We start from the raw sequence: 18,756 nt of genomic DNA, 5'->3' as shown, positions 1-18,756 counted from the left end.
TCTCGCCGCTTTGCGGCGAGCCACCCTCTCCCACAGGGGGAGAGGGGAAGTGAGCACGGCGCGAGCCGCTACGCCTCGTCCTCTTTCTTCCGCAGCAAATCCGTCGCGAGATCCGACAGTTTCGGCGGCGGCAGCGCAGCGAATGGCAGTGGGCGCGTGACGTCGATTGCGGCCAGGCCGAGCCGCGCCGTCAACAGTCCGTTGAGCATGCCCTCGCCGAGCCGCTGCGAGAGTTTGGCCGCGATGCCGTGGCCGAGCATCTGCTGCACCAGGCTGTCGCTCGCGGCCATGCCGCCGGTGATGGCGAGGTGGGCGATGACGTGGCGGAGCAGGCGGATCATGCCGAGTGCGCCAGGCCGGCCGCCATAGAGCCGAGCAAGCTGGCGGATCAGGCGGAGCGAGACGATGAATACGAACATCACGTCGATCGCCGCGCGCGGCGACACCGCGGTCACGATCGAGACGCGCTGCGCGGCCGACGACACCAGCCGCCGCGCTTCGTTATCGAGCGGTGACATCAGTTCGCGTTCGGCGAGCCGGATCATGTCGGCGCCGTCGATGATTTCGCCGGCATGGCTCTCCAGCGCGGCACGGGCGCGCGCGAGCTGCGGGTTCTGATGCGCGATCTTCAGCAGTTCCTGCACGATGGTGCGGCTTTCCTTGCGATCGTCGCTGGCAAGCACTGCGGCTGCGCGCTGATGCAATTTTTCGATTGTCGCGAGGCGCGCCAGGCCGAACGCTTCGCGCCCGATGACGACAGCGAGCGCAAGCGTGGTGACGAACGCGAGAGCCAGCCCGACAAAGCCGAGGCTTTCGCTGCGCGCAAACAGATCCTCGATCAGATGGGCGACGCCGAGCCCGACGCCAAGCAGCGTCAGGCCAGCGACGCCTGACCAGAACAGCGCGCCCCAGGGAAAGCCGCGCCGCGCCGGAAGCGCGCGCTCAATTGGCACGGGCAGCGTCGACGGATCGGACTCCGGCGTGATTTGGATCGTGCCGCGGCTGATCCGGCCGGTCTCGTCGGCCTCGGTGACGACAACGCCGGGATCGTCGAGCCGGAACGTCGCCGGCCGCCGCGGCTGGGATCGGTCGTTCATGACAGTCTGTCTCCGATCAGGAACTGCAAGGCACGGTCGAGGCGGATATGAGGCAGCGTCGGCTCTTCCTTACCCTCGCCTTCGAGTTTTGGCGGGCGGAAGCGCAGAAAGCGGAAATCGCTCTTCTCGGCCGCTTCCGTCGATAGCCCACGGAATGCGTCGGTGCCGTTGAACAGCGACTCCGGATCCAGCGGCAGGTCGCCCGGAAAGGTCGCGACCTCCGTGTTGCCGTCAAAGAACGCGCCGCCCGCGCTTTCGCCGGCCGCGGGTGTTCCCAGGAGCGACGGCAATTTGTCGCGGCCATGCGCGACCTGCGCCTCGCGCGTCGCGCGCACGGCGGCGAGCGCCACCACGTCGATCTGCGCGCCGGTATCTTCCGCCCTCACCACGGCGCGCGAGACCGCGCGGCGCAGCACGGCCTCGAGCCGGTCGTGACTGGAATGATGCAGATGGTCCGCCTTGGTTGCCGCAAACAGGATGCGATCGATGCGTGGCCGGAACAGGCTGGAGAGGAACGTGCTTCGCCCCATGCGGAAGCAATCGAGAATGCCGGCAAGGGCTGCTTCGAGATCGTGCAGCGCCTCGGGCCCGGAGTTGAACGCGGCGAGCGCATCGGCCAGTACGATCTGGCGATCGAGCCGCGCGAAATGGTCGCGGAAGAACGGGCGCACCACGACATCCTTGTAGGCTTCGTAGCGGCGCACCATCATCGCCCACAGCGATCCCTCCGGCGCCTGGCCGTCGATGGGCACATCGAGCGGCGCAAAGGTCAGCGCCGGCGTGTCGGCGAGATTGCCCGGCATCAGGAAGCGGCCCGGTGGCAGCAGGCTCATGGCAAAGCGCTCGTCGCGGCAGGCGCGAAGGTAACCGGTGAACAGTTTTGCCGCCGTCAGTGTGGCCTGCTCGTCCTCGCGCGCCTCAGGCTTGAGCGTTGCAAGATGCGCGTGCCACTCGGCGGCAAGATGCACGCGCGGCGCCTCGCGCGACAACGCCAGGCTCTCCGCCGACCACTGCTCGTAACTCTTTTGCAGCAGCGGCAGGTCGAGCAACCACTCGCCGGGATAGTCGACGATGTCGAGCGTCAGGGTGCGATCGGCGCCGTTGTGACGCTGGTAGTCGATGACGAGGCGGAGCTCGCTGATGTCGACCGTCGAGCTCGGCCAGAGCCGCTCCTCGATCAGCGCGCGCAGATGGTTTTCATAGGCAAAGCGCGGTATCGCGTCGTCCGGTTGGGGCGCCAAATGCGCCCGTGCGATCCGGCCGGAGGCATAGGCCTCGAACACCGGAAACCGGCCGCCGCGCGTCAGCCCATGGATGAGCGCGGTGATGAACACGGTCTTGCCGGCCCGCGACAAGCCGGTGACGCCGAGCCGTACCGTCGGGTTGAAGAAGTGCTCGCCATAGTCGATCAGCGCCCGGGCCGACAGGCGCGCCTCCTCGACCATATCCTGGAAACTGAATGCCATGTGAATGAGAGGGTCTCGGGCGAGGGTGGCGGCCAAATAGGCAAAACGGACTAGTCACAAAAGTGGCAACTGCCTGAGGAAAATCAAGCTTCATACTTCCACCGCCTTCTTGGGCGAAGCCGCCTTTGAACGCCGCGTTAACTGCGAAAGACCAATATTGGACACCTATCGACGCCTCCGGACCGCCATGCCTGTCTTCACGCTGAAACAGTTCGCCTCCAACTCCGTCCACGCCGCCGCCGACGCGGTCGGCTGGAACTACGATCGCGCCGAGATCATTGCCGACGGCATCATCCATGCCATCGGTGTGCTGTCCGGCATCATCGCTGCGACCGTCCTGGTGGTGCTTGCGGTGGTCTATGCCGACGCAACCGACATCGTCGGCGTCTCGATCTATGTCGCCGGCCTGCTGTCGATGCTGGTGCTGTCGGCGACCTATAATCTCTGGCCGGTCTCGCCGGTCAAATGGCTGCTGCGGCGGTTCGACCATTCCGCGATCTATTTGCTGATCGCTGCGACCTACACGCCGTTCATCCTGGAGCTGAAGGACAGCGTGTTCGCGCTGGCGCTGCTCGTCTGTGTCTGGTGCGTCGCGATCGTCGGCATCGTGCTGAAGCTTCGCTATCCCGGCCGGTTCGACCGCGTGGCCGTCGGCATCTATCTCGCGATGGGCTGGAGCGGCATGATGCTCTATGATTCCGTGGTCAAGGCGCTGCCTGCGGTGGCGCTGGGCTTCGTGCTTGCGGGCGGGGTGCTCTACAGCCTCGGCGTGATCTTCCACGCCTGGCGCCGACTGCGTTTCCAGAATGCGATCTGGCACGGCTTTGTCTTGGCCGGCGCGGCGTGCCATTATACCGCGGTGCTCGACCTCGTGTTGAGCTGAGCAAGACCCAGGCCCGCGAAGCGGTATAATATAAGCGATAATAAAAAAGAGGAGACGTCGCATGCAGGTGACCGGCAAGGTCGTGGTCGTCACGGGCGGCGCCAACGGTATCGGCAAGGCGCTGTGCGAAGCCTTCCACAAGGCGGGCGCAGCCAAGGTCGTGGTCGCTGACATGGACGCCGCCAACGCAAGAGCCGTCGCTGCCACGGTGGATGGTGCTGCCTTCAGATGCGACGTCGCGCAGGAAAAAGAGATCACCCACGTCATCGAGGAGACCGAGCGCCAGTTCGGGCCGATCGAGCTGTTCTGCTCCAATGCCGGCATCGGCGGCGGCTTCGATCCGATGTCGGTGAATGCCGGCGGCGCCTCGGACGAGCCCTGGCAGCGCAGCTGGGCGATCCACGTCATGGCCCATGTCTATGCGGCGCGGCATCTTGTGCCGCGCATGAAGGCGCGCGGCGGCGGCTATTTCCTCAACACGATCTCGGCCGCGGGCCTGTTGTCGCAGGTCGGCAGCCCGGCTTATTCGACGACCAAGCACGCGGCGGTCGGCTTTGCCGAAAATCTCGCGATCTCGCACAAGGCCCACAACATCCGCGTCTCGATCCTCTGCCCGCAGGGCGTCGACACCAACATGCTGCGCTCGATCCCGAAGGGCCCGCAATCCGGCGACGGCGACCTCACGCCCGAGCAGGTGGCGAAAGACGTGCTCGCCGGCCTCGATCAGGAGTCGTTCCTGATCCTCCCGCACCCCCAGGTGCTCGGCTACATGCGCAAGAAGACCGAGAATTACGACCGCTGGATCGGCGGCATGGCCAAGATCCAGGCGAAGATGCGGGACGAGTTCGGGAAGTAGAATCCGTAGCCCGGATGGAGCGTAGCGAAATCCGGGACGGTCTTTCCGCGACGTGCGCAGGCCCCGGATTGCGCTTCGCTCCATCCGGGCTACGCGTCCTTACGCCGCCGACTGCGCCTCATCCTCATCGCGGCTCTGCCGCAACGCCCGCGCATAGAGCATCATGCCCTCGCGCACCGTGCGCTGCTCCGCTTCCGTCAAAGCCTCCAGCGCGCCGCCCACCTGCTGCCGTCCGAACGCATGCAGCGCCGCCAGCGTTCGCTGGCCCTTCGCCGTCAGCGACAACAGCTTGCTGCGTGCATCGTCCGCGTCCGGCGTTTCCCGCAACTCGCCGCAATCGATCAGCTTGCGCACCATGCGGCTGACGCTGGATTTTTCCAGGCGCAGGAAATCGCCAAGCTCGCCCGAATTCATCGGGCCGCGGATGCCGATCTCCAGAATGGTGTGGACGGCCGACGCTGGATAGTTCGTCGCCGCCACCGTCGCGTCCATGAAGCCGAGCTCGCGCACCATCAGGCGCGAGGCGGCGCGGATGTCGTCGATCAGCGCAAGCTCGGCCATCTTGACTCCCAGCATATAGTTGTATCATACAACTATATGCGCGCAAGGACGCACGCAAGCGTTTTGGAGTGGACCATGAGCGGAACTTTGCCGGCCGGCGAGCGGATGAAGGGCAAGGTCTGTCTGGTGACGGGCGGCGGCAGCGGCATCGGCCGCGCCACCGCGTTGCGGATGGCGTCAGAGGGCGCGGAAGCCATTGTTGTTGCCGGCCGGCGCGAGGCCGAGATTGAAGCGACCGCTGCGGCGTGCCGGGAGCTCGGAACCGACGCGATCGCAGTCAGGACGGATATCACGCGAGAGGAGGAGGTCGAACGTCTGGTCGGCACAGCCGTGGAGCGTTGCGGCCGGCTTGACGTTGCCTTCAACAATGCCGGCTTTCAGGAGCGCCGTGCGTCGCTGGAAGAGCAGGGCATGGACGTCTACGACAGCGTGTTCGACACCAATGTGCGCGCGCTGTTCCTGTGCCTGCGCCATCAATTGCCGGCAATGCTGGCGCAGGGGCGCGGCAGTATCGTCGTCAACGCCTCCGTCAGCGGCGTGCGCAATCCCAATCCCGGCTTCTCGCTCTACTCGGCCTCGAAGGCGGCCGCGATCTCGCTCACCCGCTCGGCCGCCATGGAAAACGCCCCGCGCGGCATCCGCATCAACGCGATCGCCCCCGGTCGCGTCGTCACCGACATGATGCTGCGCGCCGGCGTCGGCGATGTCGCGACCGTAGCCGCAGGCCTGCCGCTGCGGCGGATGGGGAGCCCGGAGGAGGTGGCGGAAGCGGTGGTGTGGCTGTCGTCCGACGCGTCGTCCTATGTTGTAGGGCACGTGCTCGCGGCGGACGGGGGATTTCTGGCGTCGTAGTTCAGGGCGCTCGCGTCAAAAACTCAGTGTCGTCCCGGCGAAGGCCGGGACCCATAACCCCAGGGAGAAATTTGGCGAAGATTGGTTGTTCGGGATTAGCGCTGGGTACAATCGATAGATCACGCGGTATGGGTCCCGGCCTTCGCCGGGACGACCTTATTAATGCTTCTGCCCGTACAACACCGGCACCGCCGAATCCACGACGACCTCGACGAGGCTGGTGCCTTCATGCGCCATCCCGCGCTTGAGCGCGTCGCCCAGCTCCGCCGCCTTGCTCACGCGCACCGCATGGCAGCCCATGCCCTCGGCGAGCCGCACGAAATCGATCCCCGGCAGCTCCAGCCCGGGCACGTTGCGCACCTGCATCACCTGGCTGAACGAGCGCATCGCGCCGTAGCCGGAATTGTTGATGACGACGATGGTGAGCGGCAGTTTGCGTTGTGCGGCGGTCCACAGCGCCTGGATCGAATACATCGCCGAGCCGTCGCCGATCAGGCAGACCGTGCGGCTCTTCGGCTTGCCCAACGCCATGCCGACGGCGGCCGGAAGGGAGTAGCCGAGGCCGCCGCTCGCCATGGTGTAAAAGCTGTCCTGGCCGCGCATCGGCATGAATTTCTGCATCGCCGGCCGGTGTGAGGGGATTTCTTCGACGAGTGACGAGTCCTCCGGCATCGCTTGCGACAGCGAGTGCAGCAGGAACTCCACCGGGAGCGGATCGCCAGCTTGCGGTGCCGGCGGCAATGTGCGGCCCTTTGGCGTCGCGCGTTTGCTCTCCGGCAACAGGTCGAGCAGCGCGCTAAGCGCCGGCTTCATCGTCGCGATGATGCTGGTGCCGACCGGGGTCACCGCCGCCGCATCCGGATCATCCGTGATCTGGAAGATCGTCGCGCCGCCATCGAAGATCGACGCGTGACCCTCGACATGAAAGGTGAAGACCGGCGCGCCAACCACGACCACGACGTCGTGCTCGCGCAACGCGTCGGATAGCTGTGCAGGCGAGGCGTGGAGGAAGCCCGCAAATTGCGGATGCCGCTCCGGGAAGGAGCAGCGCGCCGAGAATGGGCTGACCCAGACGCTCGCCTTGGCCTTCTCGGCGACGCGCACCATCAGATCGACTGCGCCGGCGCGATCGACGCCGGGGCCGACGACGAGCGCGGGGCTTTTGCTAGCGCCGAGCGCCTTCGCCAGCGCCTTCATCGCCTCCGGTTCGGGGCCGATCTCGCGGCTGACCTTGCGTGCCTCGACCGGCGCCGTCGCGTGCGTCCAATCGTCGATCGGGATCGACACGAAGGTCGGCCCGCAGGGCGGCTGCATCGCAGTGTAATAGGCGCGCGCGATCGCGGCCGGCACGTCCTCGGGCCGCGCCGGCTCGACGCTGTATTTGACGTAAGGTCGCGGGAATTCCGACGCGCGCTCGGCATAAAGAAACGCCTGGAGCGGCAAGATCGAGCGCGCCTGCTGGCCCGCGGTGATGACAAGCGGGGTCTGGTTGCGATGCGCGGTGTAGATGTTGCCGAGCGCGTTGCCGACGCCGGCCGCCGAATGCAGATTGACGAAGCCGGCATTGCGCGTCGCCTGTGCGTAGCCGTCCGCCATGCCGACGGCGGAGGCCTCCTGAAGTGCCAGCACGTAGTCGATGTCGTCGGGCCAGTCGCTGAGGAACGGCAGCTCGGTCGAGCCGGGATTGCCGAACACGCGCCTGATGCCGAACGAGCGCAGCAGGTCGAGGGTCGCCTGCTTGACGGTGACGGATTTGGCGCTTGCTTTGCCGTTCTTCGACATGGTTTCCGTCCCGTATTGTTATAGACGCTGTCAACCCCACCCGTCATTGCGAGCGCAGCGAAGCAATCCAGTCTGTCACCGCGGAAAGACTTCGGATTGCTTCGCTGCGCTCGCAATGACGAACATCACCACACCGCCGTCCCCTTCATCGTCGGCTGCCCCTCCGCGTTCGCAGTCCACAGCTCCATGCTCTCGCCGCTGTCGTTGGCGTTGATGGAAAACTCCGTGCCCTCGAACAGCGGTTGCAGTCCGCGATAGGTGAACTTCTTCGGCGCCTTGCCGCTGCGCAGCTTGGCCGCCATCTCGACGATGAACGCCGCCTGCAACGGGCCGTGGAAGATCAGGCCCGGATAGCCCTCGACCTTGGTCACGTAGTCGCGGTCGTAATGGATGCGGTGGCCGTTGAAGGTCAGTGCGGAATAACGAAACAGCAGCACGGGATCGGAGACATGGGTCTCGCGGTGCTGCGCCTTCGGCGGCGGAGGCGGAGCCTTTGCCGTCGCGGGCGCGCTGGTCGTCATCTCACGATAGACGATGTCCTGCCGCTCGCGGATGGCTGTGCCGCGCGGCGAGGAGATGCTGTGCTCGACCGAGACGAAGCACAGCGTGCCGGTCGAGCCCGTCTTCATCTGCACATCGGCAATGTGCGAAGTGCGCGTGGATTCATCGCCGACGCGCAAGGGTTCGAGGAATTCGATCTCGCCGCCGGCCCACATCCGGCGCGGCAGCGGCACCGGCGGCAGGAAGCCGCCGCGGGTCGGGTGGCCGTCGGGGCCGAGCATCGACATCGGAAATACCGGCTGCGCCAGGCACCAATGCGTCGTGAACGGCGAGGCGTCGCCCTTTTTGGGTTCGCCGACCTCCTGGAACAGCGTCGCGCGCAGGCCCTTGACGAGCTGCGCGGTGACGATGTCGGTGGCCTCCGTGCTGCGGCCGATCCATTGCCGCAAATGATCGATGTCGAGCTTCTCGGTCATGACGCCTCGCTCTGTTACTTTTTTGATTGGGAACGTTCGCCGATGCCGGGGACGGCGCCGTAAGCGCGGGACTCACCGACGATGATCGGTGCCGGCGCGGGATAGCTGACGCGGCCGTTCGGGGTGTCGACCTCGATGCGGCGCAGATGCGGATGCTTGGTGAGGTCGGCCATGGTGTTGACCTCGGCAAACGCAATATCGGCATCGGACAGCCGCTTCAGCAGCTCGTTGCGCGTCATCGTGCCAAAGCTGTCTGCGACCGTCTTGTCGGTGAAATCGCGGTTGCGCACGCGTTCCACCATATTGGCGACGCGCGGATCGGCGGGCAGGTTCGGCTGGTCCAGCACTCCGGCGCAGAGCGTCTTCCACTCGCGCTCGCTCTGGATCGAGATCAGAATGTCCTTGCCGTCCTTCGACGTGAATACGCCGTAGGGTGCGATCGAGGGATGGCGCAGCCCCATGCGCTTCGGCGGATTGCCGGCCTCCGAGTTGAGCAGCGGCACGGTGCACCAGTCGGCCATCACGTCGAACATGGAGATGCGGATGTCACAGCCCTTGCCGGTCCGCCCGCGTGCAATCAGCGCTTCCAGGATCGCCGCATGTGCGGTCGCGCCGGTCGCGACGTCGACGATGGACATGCCGACGCGCGAGGCGCCGTCGGGATTGCCGGTGATCGAGGCAAGGCCGCTTTCGGCCTGGATCAGCAAATCATAGGCCTTGCGATGCGCGTAGGGGCCCTCGTCACCATAGCCGGTAATCGTGCAGGAGATCAGCTTCGGATAGTCCTTCAGCAATCGTTCGCGGGAGAAGCCAAGCTTGTCCATCGAGCCCGGCTTGAGGTTCTGCACCAGCACGTCCGCGCTCGCGATCAGCTTTTCCAGCTCGGCACGGCCCTCCTTGGTCGCGAGATCGACCACCGCCGATTGCTTGCCGCGGTTGAGCCAGACGAAATAGCTGCTTTGGCCCTTGGCCGCCGCGTCATAGCCGCGGGCGAAATCGCCCTCGGGCCGCTCGATCTTGATCACTTCCGCGCCGGCGTCCGCCAGCCGCGACGAGCAGAATGGCGCCGCCACGGCCTGCTCGACCGCAATCACCCTGATCCCGTCCAATGCTCCCATGGCGCGACCTCAGTACGAGCGGGGCATGCCGAGCACGTGCTCGGCGATGAAGGACAGCACCAGGTTGGTCGAGATCGGCGCCACCTGGTAGAGTCGTGTCTCGCGGAATTTGCGCTCGACGTCATATTCCTCGGCGAAGCCGAAACCGCCATGGGTCTGGACGCAGGCATTCGCCGCTTCCCACGAAGCATCCGCCGCCAGCATCTTGGCCATGTTGGCCTCCGCACCGCAGTCGAGCCCGGCCTCGTATTTGCGCGTGGCTTCCTTCACCATCAGCTCGGCGGCGCGCATCGCGGCGTAGGCCTTCGCGATCGGGAACTGGATGCCTTGATTTTGGCCGATCGGCCGGCCGAACACCGCGCGCTCCTTGGCATAGTTCGTGGCCTTGGCGATGAACCATTTGGCATCGCCGACGCACTCGGCCGCGATCAGGATGCGCTCGGCATTCATGCCGGAGAGGATGTAGCGAAAACCCTTACCTTCCTCGCCGATCAGATTTTCCGCCGGCACCTTCATGTCGGTGAAGAACACCTCGGTGGTGGCGTGATTCATCATGGTGCGAATGGGGCGGATCTCCAGCCCCTTGTTCTTCGCCTCGCGCATGTCGACGATGAACACCGAGAGGCCGTCGGTGCGCTTCTTGACCTCATCCTTCGGCGTGGTCCGCGCCAGCAGGAGCATCAGGTCGGAATGCTCGGCCCGGCTGGTCCAGATCTTCTGGCCGTTGACGATGTAGCCGGCATTGCCGTCCTTGCGCGCGAAGGTCTTCAGCGAGGTCGTGTCGGTGCCGCTGGTCGGCTCGGTGACGCCGAAGGCTTGCAGCCGCAATTCGCCGCTCGCCACTTTCGGCAGATACTTTGCTTTTTGCTCGTCGCTGCCGTGCCGCAGCACCGTGCCCATCGTATACATCTGGGCGTGGCAGCCGCCGCCATTGCAGCCGGCGCGCTGGATCTCCTCGAGGATCGCCGCAGCGGCCGAGAGCTTCAGGCCCGCGCCGCCATATTCCTCGGGGATCAGCACAGAGAGATAGCCGGCCTCCGTCAGCGCATCGACGAAGGCCTTGGGGTAGGCCATCTCGCGATCGAGCTTGCGCCAATATTCGCCGGGAAACTGCGCGCAAAGCTTTGCGACGGCTTCGCGGATGTCGGCGTGATCTTCGCTGTGGTGTTCTTCACTCATGGCGTTTCCCGTATGTGCGGCAGTTAAGATAACGCCGGCCAATCCGTTGGCGTTGTGAAAACAACGCCAGCCCCCTATGCTCATTTGTTATAGCGTATGAAGTAGCCTTCCAGGATTGGCAAGCATGGATTTCCGTCAGCTCAGGACCTTCAGTTGCGTGGCGGAGCTTGGCAGCCTGAGCAAGGCGTCGGATACGCTGCGCGTGGCGCAGCCGGCGCTCAGCCGGCAGATCAAGCTGCTGGAACATGAGCTGCGCGTCGAATTGTTCACGCGCAACGGCCGCGGCATGGTGCTGACCGAGGCCGGCCGGCTTCTGCTCGCGCGCACCTCCGGCATCGTCCGCCAGATCGACCAGATCCGCGACGACATCCAGTCCGCCAAGGGGCCGCCGTCCGGCCAGGTCGTGCTCGGCCTGGTTCCGACGGTAAGCTGTGTGTTGTCGGCGCGCTTCGCGCGGCGCTGTGTCGAAAAATTTCCTGCCATTTCGTTGCGCATCGTCGAAAGCTACAGCGGCCATATCGTCGAATGGCTGCATCGCGGCGAGATGGATCTCGCCATCCTCTACGGCCGTTCGGCCGATCTGCATCTCAATGTGCAGAGCCTCGGCCGCGACAACATCGTCGCGGTCGGTCCTCGCGGCTGCGGTCTGGCACGCAAGAAGAGCGTCGACATCGGCTGGCTGCTGCGGCAGCGGCTGGTGCTGCCCAGTCATTCCCATGGTCTCCGCGCGCTGATCGAGCACGCGGCCGCGCAGCGCAAGATCAAGCTCAACGTCCAGCTCGAAGCGGATTCGTTCCGCGTGCTGACGAGCCTGGTCGAGGAGGGCCTCGGCTTTGCGCTGCTGCCGCCCTCGTCGGTCCATGGCGAGGTCGCGGACGGCAGGCTGGAAACGGCAACGGTGTCCAAGCCGATGACGCGCGAGCTCATTTTCGCTTCTCCGATCGACCGCCCGGCCTCGACGGCGTCGCTGGCCGTCACCGCGCTCCTGCGCGACGAGGTCGCGGCCTGCCGCAAGGAGGGGGTGTGGGACATCAAGCTGAGCTAGATGCACCCGTGTCGTAGACCAGCGGCGCGCCGTCTTGCCTTCGCATCTGGCGCGACCTGTCATGCCGAAATTTTATAGCTGGGCTGGATGAGGCGCGTGCGCGCCCAGCCTCACCCTCGATGTCATTGCCCGCGAAGGCGGGCAATCCAGTATTCCAGAGGCGGCAGTGCTTGAGCCGAGAAGCCGCGGCGTACTGGATGCCCCGCCTGCGCGGGGCATGACAGCGAGCCCTACCCCGGAATCCGCACCGGCAGCGACTCGTACCCCTTGATGAAGCTGGAATAGATCCGCTTCGGCTCGCCCACCACCTCGATGCGGTCGAACCGCTTCAGCATTTCCTCCCAGACGATCTTGAGCTGGAGCTCGGCGAGCCGCATGCCGACGCAGCGGTGGATGCCGAAGCCGAAGGAGAGATGCGTGCGCGGACGCGGGCGGTCGATGATGAACTCCTCGGGACGGTCGATCACCTCTTCGTCGCGGTTGCCGGAGACGTACCACATCACGACGCGGTCGCCCTTCTTGATGTGCTTGCCGCCGACCTCGGTATCCTCAAGCGCGGTGCGCCGCATATGCGCAAGTGGGGTCTGCCAGCGGATCACCTCGGGCACCATGGTGTCGATCAGCTCCGGATTTGTCCGCAGCTTCTCGTATTGGTCCGGGTTCTCGTTCAGCGCCAGCACCGAGCCGGTCATGGTGTTGCGCGTGGTATCGTTGCCGCCGACGATGAGCAGGATGATGTTGCCCATGAGGTTGTCGGGGTCCATGAAGCGCGTGGCGTCGCTATGCGCCATCAGCGACAGCAGATCGTTGCGCGGTGCGGAATTGACGCGCTCGTTCCACAGCTTCGACATGTAGGCGTAGCACTCGTCCATTTCCTGCCGGCGCTGCTCGGCGGATTCGACGATGCCGCTCTTGGGCAGCGCGGTCGCGACATCCGACCAGCGCGTCAGCTTGCGCCGCTCTTCCCAGGGGAAGTCGAACAGCGTTGCCAACATCTGCGTCGTCAGCTCGATCGAGACGCGCTCGACGAAATTAAAGGTCTCGTTGCGCGGCAGATTGTCCAGCACGGTCTGCGAGCGCTGCCGGATCAGCTTGGCGAGCTCGTCCAGATGCGTCGGCGTGAACATCGGCGACACCGTCTTGCGCTGCGACGAATGCCTGGGCTGGTCCATGGCGATGAAGCTCGGCCAGTCATAGCCCTCCGGCACGTCGCGGATCCCGATGCCGCCGAGCGTCGAGTCGGAGGAGAAGACGCCGTGATTGGTGTCGACATGCATGATGTCGTTGTATTTCACCACCGACCAATAGGGCTCGATCGGCGCGTTGGTGCAGTAATGCACCGGCTCTTCCTTGCGCAGCCGCTCGAACCACGGCCACAGCGTGTCGTCCTGGAACAGCCTGGGCGCGCCGGGGTGGAATTGCGCCAGCGGCGTCGCGTAAGCCTCCTCGCGCGCTTTGCGCATGCGTTCTGCTTTGTCGATCTTGACCGGAGTCTGAATGTTCATGGTGATAGCTCCAGTGTTTCTCGTTCTTCACCTGTCCCCGAAGGCGGGGAGAGGGAGTTGTCTCACGCCGTAATCTTCACCGGCAAGGTTTCAAGACCCTTTACGAAGCTCGAATACACCCGCTTGGGTTCGCCGACCACGTCGATATGGTCGAACCGCTTCAGGATCTCTTCCCAGATAATCTTGAGCTGGAGTTCGGCAAGCCGCAGGCCGACGCAACGGTGGATGCCGAAGCCGAAGGAGAGATGCGTGCGCGGCCGGGCGCGGTCAATGATGAAATCGTAGGGCTTTTCGATCGCCTCCGCGTCGCGGTTGCCCGAGACGTACCACATCACGACCTTGTCACCCTTCTTGATCTGCTTGCCGCGGAACTCGAAGTCGGCGAGTGCGGTGCGGCGCATATGTGCCAGCGGGGTCTGCCAGCGGATCACCTCGGGCACGAAACTGTCGAGCAGTGCGGGGTTTTCGCGCAGCTTGCGGTACTGTTCCGGATGCTGGCTCAGTGCGTAGATCGAGCCCGACATGGTGTTGCGGGTGGTGTCGTTGCCGCCGACGATCAACAAAACGAGATTGCCGAGGAAGTTCCTGGCGTCCATGTCGCGCGTCGCGGCGCCATGCGCCATCATCGAGAGCAGGTCACTCTTTGGCGGCTGCTCGATCCGCTCCTTCCACAGCCGCGCGAAATAGCCTGCGCATTCGGTCAGCTCGGCCTGCCGCTCGTCTTCGGTGGCGACGAGGCCGTCGGGGCCGGGGATGGTGGTGGCGATATCGGACCAGCGCGTCAGCTTGCGGCGGTCCTCCCAGGGGAAATCAAACAGCACCGCGAGCATCTGCGTGGTGAGCTCGATCGAGACCTTGTCGACCCAGTCGAACACCTGGCCCACGGGTAGATTGTCGAGACACTCGGCCGAGCGCTCGCGGATGCTGAGCGCGAGATTGTCCAGATGCGTCGGCGTGAACATCGGCGCCACGGTCTTGCGCTGCGCCGCGTGCCGCGGCGGATCCATCGAGATGAAGCTCTCGCGGCGCAGGTCCGGATCGATGTCGCGGATGGTGATGCCGCCGAGCGCGGAGGCCGAGGAGAACACCGAATGATTGGTCTCGATCTCCATGATGTCGTTGTAGCGCGTCACCGACCAGTACGGCCCGAACATCGAGTCCTTGCAGTAGTGCACGGGATCTTCGCGCCGCAGCCGATCGAAATAGGGCCAGAACGTATCGGTCCTGAACAATTCCGGATCGCCGGGATCGAATTGCTCCAGCGGCAATGACGCGGCGCGCTCGCGCAATGCGTCGAGTTTTGCCGTGCTCTCGATGGTCCCATGCATGACCGCTCTCCCTGACCTGAACCGCGCGATTTTCTTGAATTCTGCTCTGCGGTATTTGGATTGCAATTACAGCCCGTTGTCTGCGTCGGGGCAAGGGAGAGTTTTGCCACAAGGATGGTGTTGTAGCCCGGATGGAGCGCAGCGAAATCCGGGATTCGTGCCGCCGCTGCCGCTGTCCCGGATTGCGCTGCGCTCCATCCGGGCTACGGATCAACGTGACCCGCCGCACGCCGGCCGGCCCGGAATCATGCGAGAAATCGTTCGAAACCGAGGTAAAATCGAACCCGCCTATCTTGGGGATCGACCAACCTTTGATCTATAGTTTGAGCGGATCAGATCCGCATCCCGAGGTTGTTGCCGTGAACGACATGCAATGGGCCCCCAATGGCTCCGAACCCGTCCCGCCGCCACTGCCGCCCGCGCAGGTCGACTTCAGCGGTGATCGCTCCGAATTTCGCAGGCTGGTCACCAAGGGCGCCATGCTGGAGCTCGTCACCTTCGGCTTCTACCGGTTCTGGCTCGTTACCGACGTCCGCCGGCATTTGTGGTCGAACACCTCGATCGACGGCGACGCCGCCGAATATACCGGTCGGGCCAAAGAGCTGTTGATCGGCTTCCTGTTCGCGCTCGCGATCCTGGTGCCGATCTACCTCGCTTATTTCCTGGTCGGCATCGAGTTCGAGCGCTGGCAGGGCTTCGCGTCGACGCCGCTGTTCATCAGCTTCTATGCCTTCGGCCAGTTCGCGATTTTTCGCGCGCGGCGCTATCGGCTGACCCGCACGGTCTGGCGCGGCGTGCGGTTCTGGATGGACGGCTCGGGCTGGGCCTATTCATTCCGCGCCATGCTGTGGGGCTTGCTGGTGTTCCTGACGCTGGGCCTGGCGCTGCCATGGCGCGAGGCCTCGCTCGAGCGCTACAAGATGCGGCACACCCATTTCGGCGATCTGCAAGGCGGTTTCGAGGGCGACGGCTGGACGTTCTTCAAGCGCGGCTGGTGGCTGTGGTTATTGACTCCCGTTGCAATTGTCGTCTTCCCGGCCGCGCCGTTCTTGTATGCCGAGTTCAAGGCGCGCGAATGGCGCTGGTGGCTCGACGGCATCCGCATCGGCGGCGTCAGCCTGTCCTCGGAGTTGCCGCACAACGCGTTCTACGGCCTCTACTGGAAGGTGATCGGCTGGTGGACGCTGCTCTCGACCCTGTTCGGCTTCTATGTCGGTGGCGCCACCATGCTCGTGGTCAAGCTGAGTGGCCTGCCGGCCGAGCAGGCGTTCGGGCCCGGCAATGCATCCAAGAGCATCCCTTTGCTGGCGGCGATGGTGGTCGGCTATTTTGCTCTCGCGTTGGCCGTCAACATCGTCATGCGCGTCTATCTGCAGCGCGATATCTGGGCCAAGGTGCTGGAAACCGTTGAGGTGCACAACATCGCCGCCGCGGCGGACGTGCGCGGCAGCGGTGAGCTTGCCAGTGCGCTTGGCGAAGGCTTTGCCGATGGACTCGATGTTGCGGGATTCTGAGCTGTGAGTGATGTGTCCGCCGAGGCCCCGTCGCAGTCCGCAAGGCCGACGATCTTCTTCGACGGTGTGTCGAGCCGCAGGCGGCAGGTGACGCTGACACTTGGTGATGCGGTCGAGATCCTCGAGGAGGGTGGAACGCCGGTTCGCTGGGCTTATGCCGACATCCGCCGTGCCGACAGTCCGGCCGGGATCTTGCGCCTGGCTTCGAAATCCGCGCCGCCTCTGGCGCGGCTCGAGATCCGCGATGCCGCACTCGCGGCAGACGTGACCGTCCGCTGCACACATCTCGACGAGCACCAGACCACGCGCCGCGGTGTCGCAAAAATCGTCGGCTGGTCGGTTGCGGCTGCTGTCTCCATCGTCTGCGTCGTGCTGTTCGGCGTGCCGCTCGCCGCGGACCGCCTCGCGCCGCTGGTGCCGAAGCCGATCGAGCGGCGGATTGGCGATGCGTCCGAGGTCCAGGTGAAGACCATCTTCGGCCGCTCAACTTGCAGCGACCCGGCCGGTCAGGCGGCCTTTTCCAAGCTGGTCAATCGCCTGCGCGACGCCGCCGGCCTTGACGACGATTCGATGACTGCCGGTGTGCTGCCGACCTCGGTGCCGAACGCCTTCGCGCTGCCCGGCGGCAAGGTTTTCGTGCTGAAGGGCCTGCTCGACAAGGCCGACAATCCCGACGAGCTTGCCGGCATCCTGGCCCACGAGCTCGGCCATCTCAAGCATCACGACAACATGCGCGGCCTCATCTACAACGGCGGCACCTCGTTCCTGATCGGCCTGCTGTTCGGCGACGTCACCGGCTCATCCGCCGTGATCTTCGCCTCGCGCAGCGTGGTTGAGGCCTCCTATTCGCGCGAGGCCGAGACCAACGCCGACACCTTCGCGATCGACATCATGCATGCGCTCGGCCGCTCGCCGAAGCCGGCGGCTGAACTGATGTTCCGGATCACCGGCAAGGAAGGTGGCGGCCTCACGTCGATCCTGGCGAGCCACCCGCTCACCGAGGATCGCCTCGCGCGCATGACGAAAGAAGACCGCCCCGCCAGCGGTCCGCCGCTGCTGACCGATGCGGAGTGGCAGGCACTGAAGGAAATTTGCGGCGGCGGGAAGATCTAGAGCGTTTTCGAGCGAAGTGGATGCCGGTTCGCGTGAAGAAAACGCGTCAAACAAGAATCTGAGCTCTCCGCTCCTATCTCGTCCCGTAAGCGCGGTCGCCGGCATCTCCAAGGCCCGGCAGAATAAAACCGTTCTCGTCGAGCCCCTCGTCGACCGCGGCCGTCCAGATCCGCACGTCGGGATGCAAGCCCCGCAGCCGTTCGAGTCCCTCGGGTGCTGCGATCAGGCAGGCGAGGCGAATATCCTTGGCGCCGCGCTCCTTCAGCCGGTCGATCGCGGCCACGGCCGTGTTGGCGGTGGCGACCACCGGGGTCACGACGATGGCGAGCCGCTCGCCGAGATCGGACGGCGATTTGAAGAAATATTCGACCGCGGCAAAACTCTCCGGCTCACGATAGAGCCCAATATGCGCGACGCGCGCGGTCGGCACCAGATCCATCATGCCGTCGACAAAGGTAGTGCCGGCGCGCAGCATCGGCACGAACACCAGCTTCTTGCCGGCGATCTTGGCCGAGTGCATCCGCGCCAGCGGCGTGTCGATGACGGTGTCAGTGAGCGGCAGGTCGCGCGTCACCTCGTAGCACAAGAGCATGCCGATCTCCTTGATCAGCTCACGGAACGATTTCGTCGAGATGGATTTGTCCCGCACCAAGGTCAGCTTGTGCTGGACCAGCGGATGATCGACGATCGTGACGCCTTCCATGATCGGATGCCTTTCTTCCTTCTCCCCTTGTGGGAGAAGGTGGCGCGAAGCGCCGGATGAGGGGTCGTCTCCACGAACTTCAATGAGAGATGTGCCCGCGGAAGCAACCCCTCACCCGGCTTCGCTCACGCGAAGCCACCCTCTCCCACAAGGAGGGCTTTGCATAATCGGCTGCACGTGATTCTTTGAATCATGGCTGATTCTAGCGAGGGGAGCCATGGTTGAGCGCAATGTCGGTCAGATGAGCTTGGCGGATGGCCTGGTTCGGGCACCGCGAAGCAGCATCCTGGATGAGGTGGAGGCTGTTGTGGATTGGGCGCCGCTGCGCTCGCTGCTTGGCAAGCGGGGCGGCGATGGTGCCGGCAACAGCAGCTATCCGGCGGAAGTCTTGCTTCGCTGCTTGCTCGCCGGGATCTGGCACAATCTGTCTGATCCCGCGCTGGAAGCGGCCATTGCAGACCGGTTGTCGTTCCGCCGCTTTGTTGGTCTGAGCCTGCACGATCAGACCCCGGATCACACGACATTGTGGCGGTTTCGGCAGGAACTCGCCAAGGACGGTCTGATCGAGAAGATCTTCACTGAGATCAATCGGCAGTTGGAGGCCAAGAAGCTGATCCTCAAGCAGGGAACGCTGGTCGACGCCTCGTTAATCGCGGCACGAGCCACTCCGCCCCGCAAGGCACGCAAGGATGGCGAGGATACGCCACCCAAACCATCTGCGGATCGCGATGCTCGCTGGGGCCGGAAAGGCAAAAAGAGCGTGTTCGGCTATAAAAT

Annotated in this window: 17 protein-coding genes; 7 read left to right on the top strand and 10 right to left on the bottom strand. The window is 64.6% G+C overall.

Annotated elements, in window-relative coordinates:
* Nucleotides 1-68: 68 nt before the first annotated feature.
* Nucleotides 69-1,097 carry a YcjF family protein gene (locus UB31_RS00085; RefSeq protein WP_045009366.1) on the bottom strand — a complete coding sequence of 343 codons (1,029 nt, stop codon included), beginning with the start codon at nucleotides 1,095-1,097 and terminating at the stop codon, nucleotides 69-71.
* The gene (locus UB31_RS00080; protein WP_045003484.1) at nucleotides 1,094-2,563 is read right to left on the bottom strand and encodes a YcjX family GTP-binding protein; all 1,470 of its coding nucleotides are present in this window, start codon (nucleotides 2,561-2,563) and stop codon (nucleotides 1,094-1,096) included. Before UB31_RS00080 ends, UB31_RS00085 begins: the two co-directional genes overlap by 4 nt.
* A 187-nt stretch (nucleotides 2,564-2,750) precedes the next feature.
* Here UB31_RS00080 and trhA point away from each other — a divergent pair, with 187 nt between their 5' ends.
* Both trhA and UB31_RS00070 read left to right on the top strand, forming a co-directional pair.
* The gene (gene trhA, locus UB31_RS00075; protein WP_045004187.1) at nucleotides 2,751-3,446 is read left to right on the top strand and encodes a PAQR family membrane homeostasis protein TrhA; all 696 of its coding nucleotides are present in this window, start codon (nucleotides 2,751-2,753) and stop codon (nucleotides 3,444-3,446) included.
* Nucleotides 3,447-3,507: 61 nt separating this feature from the next.
* On the top strand, nucleotides 3,508-4,302 hold the full coding sequence (locus tag UB31_RS00070) for an SDR family oxidoreductase (protein ID WP_045003482.1): 795 nt from the start codon (nucleotides 3,508-3,510) through the stop codon (nucleotides 4,300-4,302).
* A gap of 99 nt (nucleotides 4,303-4,401) precedes the next feature.
* Here the strand turns inward: UB31_RS00070 and UB31_RS00065 are convergent, their stop codons facing one another.
* A complete protein-coding gene (locus tag UB31_RS00065; RefSeq protein ID WP_045009490.1) occupies nucleotides 4,402-4,863 on the bottom strand; it encodes a MarR family winged helix-turn-helix transcriptional regulator in 462 nt (153 codons plus the stop codon).
* Between the two features lie 75 nt (nucleotides 4,864-4,938).
* On the opposite strand from UB31_RS00065, the gene UB31_RS00060 reads away from it, so the two are divergent.
* Nucleotides 4,939-5,715 carry an SDR family NAD(P)-dependent oxidoreductase gene (locus tag UB31_RS00060; RefSeq protein WP_045009365.1) on the top strand — a complete coding sequence of 259 codons (777 nt, stop codon included), beginning with the start codon at nucleotides 4,939-4,941 and terminating at the stop codon, nucleotides 5,713-5,715.
* A 159-nt stretch (nucleotides 5,716-5,874) separates the two neighbouring features.
* On the opposite strand, the gene mdlC is transcribed toward UB31_RS00060, so the two are convergent.
* The 4 genes from mdlC to UB31_RS00040 form a co-directional block, all read right to left on the bottom strand.
* Nucleotides 5,875-7,497 carry a benzoylformate decarboxylase gene (gene mdlC / locus UB31_RS00055; protein WP_045003478.1) on the bottom strand — a complete coding sequence of 541 codons (1,623 nt, stop codon included), beginning with the start codon at nucleotides 7,495-7,497 and terminating at the stop codon, nucleotides 5,875-5,877.
* Nucleotides 7,498-7,622: 125 nt separating this feature from the next.
* Complete coding sequence (locus UB31_RS00050) at nucleotides 7,623-8,474, bottom strand: HTD2 family dehydratase (protein WP_045003477.1); 852 nt, start codon at nucleotides 8,472-8,474, stop codon at nucleotides 7,623-7,625.
* 14 nt (nucleotides 8,475-8,488) lie between these two features.
* Nucleotides 8,489-9,592: a CaiB/BaiF CoA transferase family protein gene (locus UB31_RS00045; protein WP_045009364.1), complete on the bottom strand. Its 1,104-nt coding sequence runs from the start codon at nucleotides 9,590-9,592 to the stop codon at nucleotides 8,489-8,491.
* 9 nt (nucleotides 9,593-9,601) lie between these two features.
* Entirely contained in the window at nucleotides 9,602-10,771 is a 1,170-nt protein-coding gene (locus UB31_RS00040; protein WP_045003475.1) for an acyl-CoA dehydrogenase family protein, read from the bottom strand.
* Nucleotides 10,772-10,895: 124 nt separating this feature from the next.
* Between UB31_RS00040 and UB31_RS00035 the strand changes: the two genes are divergently transcribed.
* On the top strand, nucleotides 10,896-11,816 hold the full coding sequence (locus UB31_RS00035; RefSeq protein ID WP_045003473.1) for a LysR family transcriptional regulator: 921 nt from the start codon (nucleotides 10,896-10,898) through the stop codon (nucleotides 11,814-11,816).
* Nucleotides 11,817-12,046: 230 nt separating this feature from the next.
* Here UB31_RS00035 and UB31_RS00030 read toward each other — a convergent pair whose 3' ends face one another.
* Both UB31_RS00030 and UB31_RS00025 read right to left on the bottom strand, forming a co-directional pair.
* Entirely contained in the window at nucleotides 12,047-13,321 is a 1,275-nt protein-coding gene (locus UB31_RS00030) for a cytochrome P450 (protein WP_045009363.1), read from the bottom strand.
* 62 nt (nucleotides 13,322-13,383) lie between these two features.
* Entirely contained in the window at nucleotides 13,384-14,649 is a 1,266-nt protein-coding gene (locus UB31_RS00025) for a cytochrome P450 (RefSeq protein WP_045003469.1), read from the bottom strand.
* Between the two features lie 359 nt (nucleotides 14,650-15,008).
* Here UB31_RS00025 and UB31_RS00020 point away from each other — a divergent pair, with 359 nt between their 5' ends.
* Together UB31_RS00020 and UB31_RS00015 are read left to right on the top strand one after the other, a co-directional pair.
* The gene (locus UB31_RS00020; RefSeq protein WP_045004184.1) at nucleotides 15,009-16,163 is read left to right on the top strand and encodes a YjgN family protein; all 1,155 of its coding nucleotides are present in this window, start codon (nucleotides 15,009-15,011) and stop codon (nucleotides 16,161-16,163) included.
* Between the two features lie 3 nt (nucleotides 16,164-16,166).
* Nucleotides 16,167-17,276, top strand: coding sequence for a M48 family metallopeptidase (locus tag UB31_RS00015; protein ID WP_045003467.1), 1,110 nt, complete (start codon nucleotides 16,167-16,169; stop codon nucleotides 17,274-17,276).
* A gap of 73 nt (nucleotides 17,277-17,349) precedes the next feature.
* Here the strand turns inward: UB31_RS00015 and upp are convergent, their stop codons facing one another.
* Nucleotides 17,350-17,979: a uracil phosphoribosyltransferase gene (gene upp, locus UB31_RS00010; protein ID WP_045003465.1), complete on the bottom strand. Its 630-nt coding sequence runs from the start codon at nucleotides 17,977-17,979 to the stop codon at nucleotides 17,350-17,352.
* A 217-nt stretch (nucleotides 17,980-18,196) separates the two neighbouring features.
* Between upp and UB31_RS00005 the strand changes: the two genes are divergently transcribed.
* On the top strand, nucleotides 18,197-18,756 hold a 560-nt coding region (locus UB31_RS00005; RefSeq protein ID WP_045009489.1), incomplete at its 3' end, for an IS5/IS1182 family transposase.

Origin of the sequence: Bradyrhizobium sp. LTSP849, assembly GCF_000938255.1 — a bacterium.
Taxonomy (GTDB): Bacteria; Pseudomonadota; Alphaproteobacteria; order Rhizobiales; family Xanthobacteraceae; genus Bradyrhizobium.
The sequence above is the reverse complement of the archived record's forward strand: the minus strand, read 5'-3'. Positions and strand labels throughout refer to the sequence as shown.